This is a genomic window from Pseudomonas sp. NFR09, from assembly GCF_900111535.1.
Classification (GTDB): Bacteria; Pseudomonadota; Gammaproteobacteria; order Pseudomonadales; family Pseudomonadaceae; genus Aquipseudomonas; species Aquipseudomonas extremorientalis.
The window spans coordinates 401,705-416,167 of sequence record NZ_FOIH01000001.1 but is presented as its reverse complement, the minus strand read 5'-3'; the positions used below and the strand labels follow the sequence as shown (position 1 = coordinate 416,167).

Here is a 14,463-nt window from a genome sequence, read left to right as displayed (position 1 = left end):
AGGGCGAGCATAACCGAAGATGAGACAAGGTGTGACAACAGGGCAGCGGGCTTGTTGTGGCGAGCAGGGCAAGCCTGCTCGCCACAGGGGGCCTACCAGGCGATGGATAGCTGTCAGAAGAGCACCTTCGCCACATCCGCAAAGCGCTTGGCAAAGTGCACCGTCATGCCTTCCTTCAGGTACTCCGGCAACTCTTCAAAACTCCCGCGATTCGGCTCCGGCAAGATCAGTTCATGGATCTTCTGGCGCCGCGCCGCGATGACCTTCTCACGCACCCCGCCAATCGGCAGCACATGCCCGGTCAACGTCAGTTCGCCGGTCATGGCCACGCCTTTTTTCGGCGGCTGGTTACGCGCCAGCGACAACAACGCGCTGGCCATGGTCACCCCGGCGCTCGGGCCGTCTTTGGGCGTGGCGCCTTCCGGCACATGCAAGTGAACGAAGGCTTCATCGAAGAATTTCGGATCGCCGCCAAATGACTTCAGGTTCGAACTGATGTAGCTGTAGGCGATTTCGGCAGATTCCTTCATCACTTCACCCAATTGCCCGGTGAGCTTGAAGCCGCGGTTGAGCGTATGGATGCGCGTGGCCTCGATCGGCAAGGTTGCGCCGCCCATGCTGGTCCAGGCCAGGCCTGTAATCACGCCGGTGCCGGACAGCACTTGCTCATTGCGGAACACTGGCATGCCCAGGGAGCTTTCCAGGTCCTTGCTGCCGATCTTGATCACCGAGGCCGGCTCATCCAGCAGCTTGACCACCGCCTTGCGCACCAGTTTGCCCAGCTGTTTCTCCAACTGGCGCACCCCGGCTTCGCGGGCGTAGCCGTCGATGAGTGCGCGCAGGGCGCCGTCGCTGATGGTCAGGCTGGTTTTCGCCACACCGGCTTTTTCCAGCTGCTTGGGCCACAGGTGACGCTTGGCGATGGCGACTTTTTCTTCGGTGATATAGCCCGACAGGCGAATCACTTCCATACGGTCCAGCAGCGGGCCGGGGATGGAGTCCAGGGTGTTGGCGGTGCACACGAACAGCACCTTGGACAGGTCCAGGCGCAGGTCCAGGTAGTGATCGAGGAATTCGACGTTCTGCTCCGGGTCGAGGGTTTCCAGCAGCGCCGACGCCGGGTCGCCCTGGAAGCTCTGGCCCATCTTGTCGATCTCGTCGAGCATGATCACCGGGTTCATCACCTCCACGTCCTTGAGCGCCTGCACCAGCTTGCCGGGCAGCGCGCCGATGTAGGTACGGCGATGGCCCTTGATCTCGGCCTCGTCGCGCATGCCGCCGACGCTGAAGCGGTAGAACGGCCGCCCCAGGGACTCCGCGATGGATTTGCCCACACTGGTCTTGCCCACACCCGGCGGGCCGACCAGCAGCACGATGGAACCGGCGACTTCGCCTTTATAGGCGCCCACCGCGAGGAACTCGAGGATGCGGCTCTTGATGTCGTCCAGGCCCGCATGGTGCTTGTCCAGCACCTTGCGCGCATGTTTCAGGTCGAGCTTGTCCTCGCCGTACACGCCCCACGGCACCGAGGTGGCCCAGTCCAGGTAGTTGCGCGTCACCGCGTATTCCGGCGAACCGGTCTCGAGGATCGACAGCTTGTTCAACTCTTCGTCAATGCGTTTCTTCGCCTGGGCCGGCAGCACCTTGCCTTCCAGGCGTTGCTCGAATTGTTCGACGTCCGCGCTGCGGTCGTCCTTGGTCAGGCCCAGCTCCTGCTGGATGACCTTGAGCTGTTCCTTGAGGAAGAACTCGCGCTGGTGCTCGCCGATCTTGCGGTTCACCTCGGCGGAGAGTTCTTTTTGCAGGCGTGCGACTTCGACTTCCTTGCGCAGCATCGGCAGCACTTTTTCCATGCGCTTGAGCATGGGCACGCAATCCAGCACTTCCTGCAACTCGTTACCGGTGGCCGAGGTCAGCGCGGCGGCGAAGTCGGTGAGCGGCGACGGGTCATTGGGGCTGAAACGGTTGAGGTAGTTCTTCAGTTCTTCGCTGTACAGCGGGTTGAGCGGCAGCAGTTCCTTGATCGCATTGATCAGTGCCATGCCATAGGCCTTGACCTCGTCGGTCGGCTCGCTGGGCTGGTGCGGGTACTCAACTTCCACCAGGTACGGTGGGCGGTGGTGCTTGAGCCAGGTCTTGATGCGTACGCGGGTCAGGCCCTGGGCGACGAATTGCAGCTTGCCGTTCTCGCGGCTGGCGTGGTGCACCTTCACCAGGGTGCCGTACAACGGCAGGCTGGAGGTGTCGAAGTGGCGCGGGTCTTCCGGCGGCGTGTCCATGAAGAACAGGGCCAGGGAGTGATGGTCGGACTTGCTTACCAGCTCCAGGGTTTCGGCCCACGGTTCTTCATTGACGATCACCGGCAGCACTTGCGCCGGGAAGAACGGCCGATTGTGGATCGGGATGATGTAGACCTTGTCCGGCAGGTTTTGCCCAGGCAGGGCCAGGCCGGTATTGGACGACGCGGATTCAGCGTTTTCGGGGTCGGCGTAGTCGTTGAGGTCGTAATCGGGGAAATCTTGCTGGTCGCTCATGGGGCACCTGCATAAGGAAGTATGGTGCTTAGATGGGGCGGGGCAGTGGTGGTTTCAATGGCGGGGTGGAGTTAGCAACAAATTGCATGAATTCAGCTGATCTTGTGCAGATAACTCGGCAACGGCTGCTCCGGTAACACCGACAGCACCTTCAACCGCTGCAACATACGTTGCCTGGCCCGCTGCAAATGCTCGCGCAGGTTCAACGCCGCCGCATCAAACGCACCATGCAGCAGCAGCTCCAATATCAACCGATGTTCGGCCAGCATGGCTGGATCCGCGCCGATCCCCAGCAAGCGGTAGAAAATCCGGCTGATGATCATGGGGCTCTGGCCCTGGCGGATCAACGCCGCGATCTTGCGGTTCTGCAGGCCGGCGAGGCAGCGTTGGTGCAAGTCGTCCTCGATCTGTTCGATGGCCTCCAGGCTGCAGTGGGGGCTGTCCTGGGCGGCCAGCACGCGCTGCAGCATGGCTTCGAGCAACTCGCGGTCGAGGTGGGGCGCGCTCTGGCGCAGCGCTTCGGGTTCCAGGCAGGCGCGCAGTTCGTAGTCTTCGGTGACTTCCCGCGCCGTCAAAGGCCCCGCCAGCCATTGGGAGTAGGGCTCCTTTTCCACCAGGCCACGGTCGCGCAGGCGCATCAGCGCTTCGCGCACCACCGCACGACTGACGCCGTAGTGGTCGGCGGCGGCTTGCTCGTCGAGGCGGTAATGGCCGAAGGCGATGCAGGTGGACAGCGCCGCGCCGATTTCTTCGACGATGCGTTCGCCCAGGGGGCGCGTGTCCACCAGTTCATCGTCACGGTTGAGCCCCAGGTGTGCATGGCTCAGCGGCAGGCGCAGCGGTTCCATGGCCAGGCCTTCGGGATTGATCAGGTAACCCCGGCCGTTGAAGCGGCAGATCAGGCCTTCGTCATGCAGCAGGTCCAGGGCCTTGCGCACTGGGACACGGCTGGTGCCGAACAATTCGGCCAGCGGCGCTTCCAGCAACACCAGGCCATGGCGCGCAGTGCCGTTGACGATCGCGTCACGCATCACCTTGTGAATCATCGCGTAACGGGAGGCCGAGGCGGACACTGCTTTCATCGTTTTCTCTGGAGGCTGTAGGAAGGTGGCCGAGGATTCTCTCATAAGTCGTGCCTGTCACTCTGCGCCACGTCGGTGGCACTTTTTTGGGGCCTTGAAAGCGAGGATGTTACTTTTCTGCACCAAAATGTACTTTTTAATAAAAGATACATTATTTCATTGAAGGTGTTTTCCCTCGTCCTGGCAAGATTTTTCCTGCCGTCTAAAAGCATCTATCCCGATGCTCTGGGCAAGCTTCCCTCATCGCGCACACACGTGCCGATACAGACTGGCACGGAATCTGCCTTTGTAAAATGTACATTTTATGAATATGTACGTTTTGAGGATCAAGCCGATGTCAGACGCCACTTCCATGGCCGAGGATTTTGCCAGCGGTCGCAGTGACCCGGTGCAAGCCCTCGAACAGGCACTCGATAAGGCCAGCCAGGCCCCGGCCGTGTTTATCAGCCTGACTGCCGAGCGTGCGCGCCGTGAAGCCGAAGCCTCGGCTGCCCGTTGGCGCGCCGGGCAGCCATTGAGCGTGTTCGATGGTGTGCCGCTGGCCTGGAAGGACCTGTTCGATGTGGCCGGCAGCGTCACCACCGCAGGCGCTGCCTATCGCCGCAACGCGCCTGCCGCGTTGCTCGATGCACCTGTGGTCGGCCTGTTGTGCCGCGTCGGAATGGTCAGTGTCGGCAAGACCAACCTCAGCGAACTGGCCTATTCCGGCCTGGGCCTGAACCCGCATTTCGGCACGCCGCACAATCCCCATGGCGACGACCAGCCGCGCATTCCTGGCGGCTCGTCGTCCGGCTCGGCGGTGGCCGTGGCGGCCGGGATCGTGCCCATCGCCATGGGCACCGACACTGCGGGCTCGATCCGCATCCCATCGGCGTTCAATGGCCTGGTGGGCTACCGCAGCAGCCGCCGACGCTACAGCCGTGACGGCGTGTTCCCCCTGGCCCATACCCTCGACAGCCTGGGGCCGCTGACCCGCAGCGTGCGCGATGCACTGGCCATCGACGACCTGCTGCATGGCCGTACCCAGATCCACACTGCCCGCAGCCTCAAGGGCCAGCGCTTTGTGTTGGCGCAACAGGACGTCGAGCCCGCTGTGCGCAACAATCTGCTGCGCGCCGTGGAGCAACTCAAGGCCCGGGGCGCACTGGTTGAAGAACGTGAATGCGCGACCTTCCAGGCCACCCTGGACCTGATCAAGCACCACGGCTGGCTCGGTTCCTTCGAAGCCTTTGCCCTGCATGAAGCGCTGCTCGACGGCCCTGATGCCGAGCAACTCGACCCTCGCGTACGTCGCCGCCTCGAAGCCGCGCGCGCACTGCCCGCCAGTCAGCTTATCCACCTGACCGATGCACGCCGCCGCCTGCAACAGCAACTGATCGACGACGTCGACGGCGCCATCCTGATCACCCCCACCGTCGCCCATGTCGCGCCAGCCCTGGCACCGCTGGAGGCCGACGACGACCTGTTTGTCAAAACCAATCTCGCCACCCTGCGCCTGACCATGCCCGGCAGTTTGCTCGACATGGCCTGCGTGAACCTGCCCAGCGGCCGCGATGCCCAGGGCCTGCCCACCGGGCTGCTTCTCAGCGCCCCCACCGGAGAAGACGCTCGCCTGTTGCGCGCGGCGTTGTCCGTCGAAACCGTACTTAACGTTTAAGGATACACACCATGGCTAAAGACATCCTCTGTGCATTTGGCGTCGACGTTGACGCCGTCGCCGGCTGGCTCGGTTCCTACGGCGGCGAAGACTCGCCGGACGACATCTCCCGTGGCCTGTTCGCCGGTGAAGTCGGCGCGCCACGGTTGCTCAAGCTGTTCGAACGCTACGGCCTGCGCACCACCTGGTTCATCCCCGGCCATTCGATGGAAACCTTCCCGGAACAGATGAAGGCCGTGGCCGACGCCGGTCACGAAATCGGCGTGCACGGCTACAGCCACGAAAACCCTATCGCGATGACGGCCGAGCAGGAAGAAATCGTGCTGGATAAATCCATCGAACTGATCACCCAGGTCACCGGCAAGCGCCCCACCGGCTATGTCGCGCCGTGGTGGGAATTCAGCAAGGTGACCAACGAACTGCTGCTGAAAAAAGGCATCAAGTACGACCACAGCCTGATGCACAACGACTTCCATCCCTACTACGTGCGCAAGGGCGACAGCTGGACCAAGATCGACTACAGCCAGCACCCCGACACCTGGATGAAACCCCTGGTGCGCGGCGAAGAAACCGACCTGGTGGAGATCCCCGCCAACTGGTACCTCGACGACCTGCCGCCGATGATGTTTATCAAGAAAGCCCCCAACAGCCACGGTTTCGTCAACCCGCGTCACCTCGAAGAAATGTGGCGCGACCAGTTCGATTGGGTCTACCGCGAACACGAACACGCGGTGTTCACCATGACCATCCACCCGGACGTGTCCGGTCGCCCGCAAGTGCTGCTGATGCTGGAGCGCCTGATCGAACACATCCAGAGCCATGCCGGCGTGCGCTTCGTCACCTTCGACGAAATCGCCGACGACTTCATCCGCCGCCAACCGCGTACCTGAACCTTTGCAACCACCCCTGAGGCGCGACCCATGTCCATCTACAACAAGCTTGACCTGACTGGCTGGAAACCCCGGCAACTGACGTCCCAGGAAGTGCGCTTCGCCACCTGGATCGCGTTTTTCGCCTGGGTGTTTGCGGTGTACGACTTCATCCTGTTCGGCACCTTGCTGCCGGAGATTGGCCGGCACTTCGGCTGGGGTGAAGTGGAGCAAGCGGAAATCGCGACCTGGGTCGCGGTGGGCACGGCGGTGGTGGCGTTTGCCATTGGGCCGGTGGTCGACAAGTTGGGCCGGCGCAAAGGCATTATCTTCACCGTGGCGGGGTCCGCGCTGTGTTCGGCGCTGACCGCTATCGGTGGTGCGTGGGGCAAGTCGCCGCTGATTTTGATCCGTTCGTTGGGCGGCCTGGGCTATGCCGAGGAGACCGTCAACGCCACCTACCTGAGCGAGCTGTACGGCGCTTCGGAAGACCCGCGCCTGACCAAACGCCGTGGCTTTATCTACAGCCTGGTGCAAGGCGGCTGGCCGGTCGGTGCGTTGATCGCCGCCGGGTTGACCGCGCTGTTGCTGCCGATCATCGGCTGGCAGGGCTGCTTTATCTTTGCCGCGATCCCGGCCATCGTCATCGCGATCATGGCGCGCAAGCTCAAGGAGAGCCCGCAGTTCCAGATCCACCAGCGCATCAGCGAGCTGCGTAAAAGCGGTGCGGTGAAAGAAGCGCAGAACGTCGCCGTGACCTACGGCGTGGATTACGACGAACACAGCAAGGCCGGCCTCAAGGCCGCCTTCCGTGGCCCGGCGCGCCGCGCCACCCTGGTGATCGGCACCGCGCTGTTGCTCAACTGGGCCGCGATCCAGGTGTTCAGCGTGCTGGGCACTTCGGTGATCGTCAGCGTGCACCACATCTCGTTCGAGAACTCGCTGATCATCCTCGTGCTGTCGAACCTGGTGGGCTATTGCGGCTATCTGAGCCACGGCTGGATGGGCGACAAGATCGGCCGTCGCAACGTGATCGGCCTGGGCTGGATGCTCGGCGGGCTGTCGTTCGCCGGGATGCTGTTTGGCCCGAGCAATATGCCGATGGTGGTCGGGCTGTACAGCCTGGGCCTGTTTTTCCTGATCGGGCCGTACTCGGCGGCGCTGTTCTTTATCAGCGAGAGTTTCCCCACCAGCATCCGCGCCACCGGTGGCGCGATCATCCATGCCATGGGGCCGATCGGCGCTGTAGTCGCAGGCTTTGGCGCGACCCAAGTGTTGTCTGCCGGCAGCGACTGGCAGACCGCCGCGCTGTGGTTTGGCGCACTGCCGTGCTTCCTCTCCGGCGCGCTGATGTTCGCCGCACGGCATGTGCGTCCGGAAACCGTTCAGTAAGGAGTGATCGATGATCCCTGAAGTTGCCTTGATTACCGGTGCCGCCAGCGGCATCGGCCAAGCCCTCGCGGTGGCCTATGCCCGCGTGGGTGTGGCGGTGGTGGGCGGGTATTACCCGGCCGATCCCCATGACCCGCAGGCCACCGTAGGCCTGGTGGAAGAGGCCGGCGGCAAATGCCTGATGCTGCCCTTGGACGTGGGCAATACCGCCTCGGTGGACGCCCTGGCCGAACAGGCGGTGGCGCATTTCGGCCGGCTGGACTACGCCGTGGCCAACGCCGGCCTGCTGCGCCGCGCACCGTTGCTGGAGATGACCGACGCGCTGTGGGACGAAATGCTCAATGTCGACCTCACGGGGGTGATGCGCACCTTCCGTGCGGCCACCCGCCATATGGCTGAAGGCGGTGCGCTGGTGGCGATTTCGTCGATCGCCGGTGGCGTATACGGCTGGCAGGAACACAGCCATTACGCGGCGGCCAAGGCCGGTGTGCCGGGGTTGTGCCGGTCGCTGGCGGTGGAGTTGGCGCCGCTGGGGATTCGTTGCAATGCGGTGATCCCGGGGTTGATCGAGACGCCGCAGTCGCTGGATGCGAAGAATTCGCTGGGGCCGGCAGGCTTGGCGAAAGCGGCGCGGGCGATTCCCTTGGGCCGGGTAGGGCGGGCGGATGAAGTGGCGTCGCTGGTGCAGTTCTTGACCAGTGAGGCGTCGAGTTATTTGACCGGGCAAAGCATCGTCATCGACGGTGGCCTGACCGTGCGCTGGCCCGACTGACTAACTGGTTTACTGGGTCCAGTGTGGGAGGGGGCTTGCCCCCGATAGCGGTGCATCAGTCACCGTTGTTTTATCTGAACCACTGCCATCGGGGGCAAGCCCCCTCCCACATTGGACCTGTGTTTTGTTCAGGAGAATTTACATGTCCCAACTTTCAAACCGCCGCGCCGTGATCACCGGCGCCGGCAGCGGCATCGGTGCCGCCATCGCCCGTGCCTACGCCGCTGAAGGTGCCCGCCTGGTGCTGGCCGACCGCAATGCGGCCAGCCTCGCGGAAACCGCGATCAGCTGCCGCAACCTCGGCGCCGAGGTGTTCGAATGCCTGGCCGATGTCGGTACCGTCGAAGGCGCCCAGGCCAGTGTCGACCGCTGCGTCGAGCACTTTGGCGGCATCGACATTCTGGTCAACAACGCCGGCATGCTCACCCAGGCGCGTTGCGTGGACCTGACCCTTGAAATGTGGAACGACATGCTGCGCGTCGACCTTACCAGTGTGTTCGTCGCCAGCCAGCGTGCGTTGCCGCACATGCTCGCGCAGCGCTGGGGGCGGATCATCAATGTGGCTTCGCAACTGGGCATCAAGGGTGGCGCCGAGTTGACCCATTACGCAGCGGCCAAGGCGGGGGTGATCGGCTTTACCAAATCCCTGGCGCTGGAAGTGGCCAAGGACAATGTGCTGGTCAACGCTATCGCCCCCGGCCCGATCGAGACGCCCCTGGTCGGCGGCATCAGCGACGACTGGAAACGCGCCAAGGCCAGGGAACTGCCTCTGGGCCGTTTCGGCCTGGCGGATGAAGTGGCGCCGGTCGCGGTGCTGCTGGCCAGCGAGCCGGGCGGCAACCTGTTCGTTGGCCAGACCCTGGGCCCGAACTCCGGCGATGTCATGCCATGAGTGAGGTGTAGCCATGTGCGGACTCTGTGGATTGCTTGGTGAAGACCTGCACTGGAGCGACCCCCTGGGCGATGAATTGCCCCGGCGTCGCGAACGCCTGCGCCGGATTGCGGCGATCAACCAGGTACTGGCGGTGTTCCGGCTCAAGGTCGAAGACTTCCAGGGCGCGTCCTATCTGCTATTGGGCGCCACCGGTAAACAGGCATTGGCCAGCGGCCTGGATCAACTCTGGCAAGCTGCCGAGACCCTGCTTGGCCGTCCGTTGGACCCGCTCGATCCGCGCCTGCTGGATCATCTGGAGGCCTGCGTATGAGCATCGCCCTCAACGTCATCACCGGCTTCCTCGGCAGCGGCAAGACCACCTTGCTCAAGCGCCTGCTGCAAGGCGAAAGCCTGGGCGACACCGCGTTGCTGATCAATGAATTCGGCGACGTCGGCATCGACCATCTGCTGGTTGAGGAGGTTGCGCCGGACACCGTGCTGCTACCCAGCGGCTGTGTGTGCTGCTCGATCAGGGGCGAGCTGAAAGACGCGCTGCTTGGCCTGCTGCAGCGCCGCGAGCGCGGTGAAATCCCGGCCTTCAAACGGGTGATCCTGGAGACCACGGGCCTGGCCGATCCGGCACCGATCCTCGCCACCCTGAACAACGACGTGCAGTTGCGCGGGCGTTTCCATATCGGCCTGGTGATCACCCTGGTCGACGCCAGCCACGCAGCCCTGCAAGAACGCCTGCACCCGGAATGGCTGGCGCAGGTGGCGGCGGCGGATCGCTTGCTGCTGAGCAAGACCGATCTGGCGGGGGATTGCGCAGCGCTACGGACCCATTTGCAGGCACTCAATGCCGGCACGCCGATCCTCGATACCCACGACATCCACAGCGGTGACCAGCTGCTGCTCGGCGAAGGCCTGCGCAGCGCCGAGCCCGCCGTTGAAGTCAGTCGCTGGCAGTTGCATCGCATCCCCACTGCCACTCACGGCGCCGCGCAAGTGTGCAGCCTGACGTTCGACCAGCCTCTGGATTGGGTGGGGTTCGGGGTGTGGTTGTCGATGCTGTTAAGATGCCACGGCGAACGAATCCTCCGGGTCAAAGGGCTGCTCAACGTGAACGCCAGTAACGCTCCCATCGTCATCCATGGCGTGCAGCACTGCCTGCACGCGCCGGTGCATCTGCCGGCGTGGCCGGGCAGTGATCGCCAATCGCGCCTGGTGTTTATCCTGCGTGGCCTCGACCCTGCGCTGTTAAGGCGCTCGTTTGAAGTCTTTTCGCGGCGGTGGGCGGCATGATCACACTGCGCGTCCTCGGCACCTCCGTGACCCTGCTTGAATGCCTGCGCGTACGTGCCGAACAAGAGCTGGGCATTCGTCTGGTGTACCAGGTGCACGATGTCGAACAGGCCCAGCGTATTGCGGTGATGCAGCCCGACAGCTACGACCTGTACGACCAGTGGTTCCACAACGTCGACTTTGTGTGGCCGGCCCAGGCGATCCAGCCTATCGACACCCGGCGCATCGCCTTGTGGCATGAAATCAACGACCTGCCCAAGCGCGGGCGCCTGTCGGCCGACGACCGCCTGGGCAGTGGCAGCGTGCCCAGTGAGCGGCTGTTCGTGCAGCACGACGGCAGCCTCGGCAGCACGGTCACCGAGCGCATCAGCATGCTGCCGCTGACCCACAACGCCGACAGTTTCGCCTACCGCCCCGAGCGCTTGCCCGACGGTTTTTGCCACGGTAACGAGAGCTGGGGCTGGCTGCTGGACCCGGCTTGGCGTGCGCGCACTGCGCTGCAAAGCGACGCCGCCATCGGCGCCCTGGATGCCGCACTGGCGGTGCAGGGCGCGGGGCTGGCCAGCTTCAGGGACATCGGCAATATGAGCATCGAAGAGATCGACGTGCTCGCTGACATCCTGGTGCGTAAACAGAAAGAAGGGCACTTTGCGGCGTTCTGGTCCGACGATGAAGAAGCTGCGCAGTTGATGCTCAGCCCGAGTATCGATATCCAGAGCCTGTGGTCGCCGACCCTGATGCGTCTGCATCGCGCAGGGGTGAAATACCGCCTTGCCGTGCCGCGTGAAGGGTATCGCGCGTGGTTTGGCGGGTTGTCGTTGTCGCGGCATGCCAAGGGGCCGGTGCTGGATGCGGCGTATGCGTACTTGAATTGGTGGCTGTCCGGCTGGCCCGGGGCGGTGATGGCGCGCCAGGGTTACTACATTGGTAACCCCGCGCGCAGTCGTGATCACTTGAGCAGTGCCGAATGGGATTACTGGTATGCGGGGTTGCCGGCGCGGGAGGAGTTGTTGGGCAGCGATGGTTTGCCGTTGATCGATGTGGGGGAAGTGCGGGACGGGGGGTCGTATGAGCAGCGCATGGGGCATATTGCGGTGTGGAATTCGGTGATGGATGAGCACAATTATCTGGTGCGGCGGTGGGGGGATTTCATGCGGGCTCGGGGTGGGTGATTGTGTTCATATCAAGGTCGTTAAGTAGAGCCGGCGATAACTACCCTGTGGCGAGCGGGCTTGCCCCGCGTTGGACTGCGAAGCAGCCCCAAAACCGGCGACCGAAGAGTATCTGACTCAACGAATTCCTTCTTCAGGGTCGCTTCGCAACCCAGCGCGGGGCAAGCCCGCTCGCCACAATTGCAGTGTTCGCAACTGTAAGAGTGGAGCCATAAGTCGCCGTTATCAAAATAACGGATATGTACTCAACTCAAAACCTCAGCCAACCCTTTGTCGCCAAAAAACCGCCACCCAGTTCCCCGGCTTTATTGGGTGCACATACGCCCACTCCCAGCTAATCTCCTCAAATCGAATATTCAATCAAAATGGATATTTTTTTGACGCCAGGTCAGCAGTCGCAGGGAATGCACATGACAAAGGGACGTAGTGGCAGAGAGAGGCGAACGCTGCCAGAGGGCACTGCGATGAAGTGGCGCCACACGTTCCAGACCCGCATCGCCGGGGTGCTTGCGCTGCTGCTGCTGGTAGTCGTGGCCGCCACCTATTTCTCGGTAAAGACCGCCACCGCCCGCGCAGTGGAAAACCAGGCGCAAGTCCAACTGAAAACCGGCAGCCAGGTGTTCGAACGCTTGCTCGATCTGCGCGGGCGTCGCCTGCAATACGGCCTGGACTGGCTGACCGCCGACCTGCCGTTCAAGCAAGCCGTGGCCGACGGCAAGACCGTGCCGATCCTTGCTGCGCTGCGCCGTCACGGCACGGGTATCCGCTCCAGCGAGGTGTTTGTGCTGGGCCTGGATGGCAAGGTCATGGTCAGCACGTTGCCGATCCTCACCCGTGGCCAGTTTTTCCCCTACGACGATGCCCTGCGTCACGCGCGGCGCACGGGGCTGCAGATGTTGATCGTGGCCATGGATGGGCGTCCGTATTTGTTGGTGCAGGATGAAGTACTCGACCCGCTGCCTATCGCTCGCATCGTCATGGGGTTCCCCATGGATAAGCTGTTCGCCAGTGAACTGCGTTCCATGAGCAACCTGGAGGTGTCGTTCCTCAGCGTGCAGGACGGCAAGCCCGGCCCGTTGTTCAGCACGCAGCCGGACGCCTACCAGGCCGGTACCCTCAGCCTGTTGCGCGACGGGCATGTCGACCCCGAACCGCGGATCCATTTGTTCTACGGCCAGCGTGTGCTCAGCCAGGTATTACCGCTGGCCAACACCGGCGACGGCGATGACGTGCGGGTGCTGTTGCAAAGTCCGCTGGACCACGCCCTGGAATCCTTTGCGCCGCTGGACCGGCAGTTCCTCGGGATTGCCCTGGCGGTGCTGGTGGTGTCGTTGGCCGGCGCGTTGTTTTTGGCGCGGCGAGTGTCGCGCCCGCTCAATGCGCTGGTGCAGGCGGCCGAACGCATCGGCGCCGGTGACTACCGCACGCCGGTGCGGGTGCGCAGCCATGATGAGTTCGGCCTGTTGGCCCGTGCGTTCAACGCCATGCAAAGCGGCATCGCTGTGCGTGAGCGGCAACTGGCGCACAACGCGTTGCATGATCCGCTCACCGGCCTGCCCAATCGCGCCCTGGCGATGGAGCGCCTGGGCAGTGCGATCAGCGCCGGCAGGCCGGTGGTGTTGCTGTATGTGGGGATCGAAAATTACCGGGTGATCAACGAAGGCTTTGGCCCCGAAGGTGTCGAGGAAATGCTGCGCGAAGCCAGTCGCTGCCTGGCCATGAGCCTGTTGGCCAGCGACACCGCGGCACGTATTGCCGGCAGTGAGTTTTTGCTGTTGCTGGAAAACACCGAGGTCGACCGCGCCGTGGCCCGCGCCGACCGCCTCTACGCGCTGCTCACCGAGCCCCAGCGCATCGGCAATGACGAACTGCGCCACGAAGTCAGCATCGGCATCGCCGCTTACCCCGCCGACGGCCAGCAAGTGGAAGAGTTGGTCAGCCGCGCCGCCATCGCCCGGCATGACGCCGCGAGCCTGCCGGGGCATCTGCAGATCTACCAGCAGGACCGCGACCTGGCCCATCAGCGCCAGATCACCCTGATCCGCGACCTGCGGCGTGCGGCCATCGAGGGCGAGTTGTTCCTGTGCTACCAGCCCAAACTCGACCTCAAGCACGGCCATGTGCGTCAGGCCGAAGCCTTGTTGCGCTGGCAGCACCCGACCCTGGGCCAGGTGTCTCCCGCCGAGTTCATCCCCCTGGCCGAACGCACCGGCAGCATGAGCAGCCTGACGCTGTGGGTGATCGAAGAAGCGGTGCGCCAGATCGCCGAGTGGGCGCAGCGCGGCATGCTGATCCAGTTGTCGGTGAATATTTCGGTGGACGACCTGGCCGATGATGACCTGGCGATTCGCGTCACCGCGCTGTTGATGCAGTACCAGGTGGACGCCGGGCAACTGATCTTCGAAATCACCGAAAGCGCGATCATGCACAACCCGCAACAGGCCCTCAGCGTGCTGGAGCAACTGCGCGGTTGCGGTATCAGCCTGTCGGTGGATGACTTTGGTACCGGCTACTCGTCCCTCGCGCAATTGCAGCGCTTGCCGGTGCAGGAGTTGAAGATCGACCAGTCCTTCGTGCGCAACCTCGACAGCACCAGCGGCGATGGCGTGATCGTGCGCTCCACCATCGAGATGAGCCACAACCTCGGACTCAAGGTAGTGGCCGAGGGCGTGGAGTTTGCCCCCAGCCTCAAGCTGCTCAAGCAGTGGAATTGCGATACCGCCCAGGGCTACCTGATCAGCCGCCCGCTGAACGCGATGGCGTTCGAGATGTGGATGCGGCGTGAGCGGGTGCCGATCTAGAAAAGCCT

11 protein-coding genes are annotated in these 14,463 nt (G+C 63.3%); 9 read left to right on the top strand and 2 right to left on the bottom strand.

What is annotated here, in order from left to right:
• Positions 1–113 precede the first annotated feature (113 nt).
• Both lon and BMX59_RS01820 read right to left on the bottom strand, forming a co-directional pair.
• Positions 114–2,534, bottom strand: coding sequence for an endopeptidase La (lon, locus tag BMX59_RS01825; protein ID WP_092240961.1), 2,421 nt, complete (start codon positions 2,532–2,534; stop codon positions 114–116).
• 92 nt (positions 2,535–2,626) lie between these two features.
• Positions 2,627–3,616: a GntR family transcriptional regulator gene (locus BMX59_RS01820; protein WP_175486654.1), complete on the bottom strand. Its 990-nt coding sequence runs from the start codon at positions 3,614–3,616 to the stop codon at positions 2,627–2,629.
• Between the two features lie 334 nt (positions 3,617–3,950).
• Between BMX59_RS01820 and BMX59_RS01815 the strand changes: the two genes are divergently transcribed.
• From BMX59_RS01815 to BMX59_RS01775, 9 genes are all read left to right on the top strand, one after another.
• The gene (locus BMX59_RS01815; RefSeq protein ID WP_093119556.1) at positions 3,951–5,273 is read left to right on the top strand and encodes an amidase; all 1,323 of its coding nucleotides are present in this window, start codon (positions 3,951–3,953) and stop codon (positions 5,271–5,273) included.
• An 11-nt stretch (positions 5,274–5,284) separates the two neighbouring features.
• Entirely contained in the window at positions 5,285–6,163 is an 879-nt protein-coding gene (locus BMX59_RS01810; protein WP_010212857.1) for a polysaccharide deacetylase family protein, read from the top strand.
• Between the two features lie 30 nt (positions 6,164–6,193).
• Positions 6,194–7,534 carry an MFS transporter gene (locus tag BMX59_RS01805; RefSeq protein ID WP_093119553.1) on the top strand — a complete coding sequence of 447 codons (1,341 nt, stop codon included), beginning with the start codon at positions 6,194–6,196 and terminating at the stop codon, positions 7,532–7,534.
• A gap of 10 nt (positions 7,535–7,544) precedes the next feature.
• A complete protein-coding gene (locus BMX59_RS01800) occupies positions 7,545–8,306 on the top strand; it encodes an SDR family NAD(P)-dependent oxidoreductase (RefSeq protein ID WP_092240970.1) in 762 nt (253 codons plus the stop codon).
• A gap of 142 nt (positions 8,307–8,448) precedes the next feature.
• Positions 8,449–9,198: an SDR family NAD(P)-dependent oxidoreductase gene (locus BMX59_RS01795; protein WP_093119549.1), complete on the top strand. Its 750-nt coding sequence runs from the start codon at positions 8,449–8,451 to the stop codon at positions 9,196–9,198.
• A 13-nt stretch (positions 9,199–9,211) separates the two neighbouring features.
• Positions 9,212–9,511 carry a hypothetical protein gene (locus BMX59_RS01790; protein WP_071488653.1) on the top strand — a complete coding sequence of 100 codons (300 nt, stop codon included), beginning with the start codon at positions 9,212–9,214 and terminating at the stop codon, positions 9,509–9,511.
• The gene (locus BMX59_RS01785; RefSeq protein ID WP_093119546.1) at positions 9,508–10,482 is read left to right on the top strand and encodes a CobW family GTP-binding protein; all 975 of its coding nucleotides are present in this window, start codon (positions 9,508–9,510) and stop codon (positions 10,480–10,482) included. Before BMX59_RS01790 ends, BMX59_RS01785 begins: the two co-directional genes overlap by 4 nt.
• Positions 10,479–11,654: an ABC transporter substrate-binding protein gene (locus BMX59_RS01780; protein ID WP_092240976.1), complete on the top strand. Its 1,176-nt coding sequence runs from the start codon at positions 10,479–10,481 to the stop codon at positions 11,652–11,654. The genes BMX59_RS01785 and BMX59_RS01780 overlap by 4 nt, the downstream gene beginning before the upstream one ends.
• 464 nt (positions 11,655–12,118) lie before the next feature.
• Positions 12,119–14,455, top strand: a complete 2,337-nt coding sequence (locus tag BMX59_RS01775) for a putative bifunctional diguanylate cyclase/phosphodiesterase (protein WP_093119542.1) — start codon at positions 12,119–12,121, stop codon at positions 14,453–14,455.
• Positions 14,456–14,463: the final 8 nt, after the last annotated feature.

Coding starts and splice junctions, on each gene's coding strand:
- BMX59_RS01815 (WP_093119556.1), top strand. CDS start 3,951: ATGTCAGACGCCACTTCCATGGCCGAGGATTTTGCCAGCGGTCGCAGT.
- lon (WP_092240961.1), bottom strand. CDS start 2,534: ATGAGCGACCAGCAAGATTTCCCCGATTACGACCTCAACGACTACGCC.
- BMX59_RS01810 (WP_010212857.1), top strand. CDS start 5,285: ATGGCTAAAGACATCCTCTGTGCATTTGGCGTCGACGTTGACGCCGTC.
- BMX59_RS01795 (WP_093119549.1), top strand. CDS start 8,449: ATGTCCCAACTTTCAAACCGCCGCGCCGTGATCACCGGCGCCGGCAGC.
- BMX59_RS01805 (WP_093119553.1), top strand. CDS start 6,194: ATGTCCATCTACAACAAGCTTGACCTGACTGGCTGGAAACCCCGGCAA.
- BMX59_RS01775 (WP_093119542.1), top strand. CDS start 12,119: ATGAAGTGGCGCCACACGTTCCAGACCCGCATCGCCGGGGTGCTTGCG.
- BMX59_RS01790 (WP_071488653.1), top strand. CDS start 9,212: ATGTGCGGACTCTGTGGATTGCTTGGTGAAGACCTGCACTGGAGCGAC.
- BMX59_RS01785 (WP_093119546.1), top strand. CDS start 9,508: ATGAGCATCGCCCTCAACGTCATCACCGGCTTCCTCGGCAGCGGCAAG.
- BMX59_RS01780 (WP_092240976.1), top strand. CDS start 10,479: ATGATCACACTGCGCGTCCTCGGCACCTCCGTGACCCTGCTTGAATGC.
- BMX59_RS01800 (WP_092240970.1), top strand. CDS start 7,545: ATGATCCCTGAAGTTGCCTTGATTACCGGTGCCGCCAGCGGCATCGGC.
- BMX59_RS01820 (WP_175486654.1), bottom strand. CDS start 3,616: ATGAAAGCAGTGTCCGCCTCGGCCTCCCGTTACGCGATGATTCACAAG.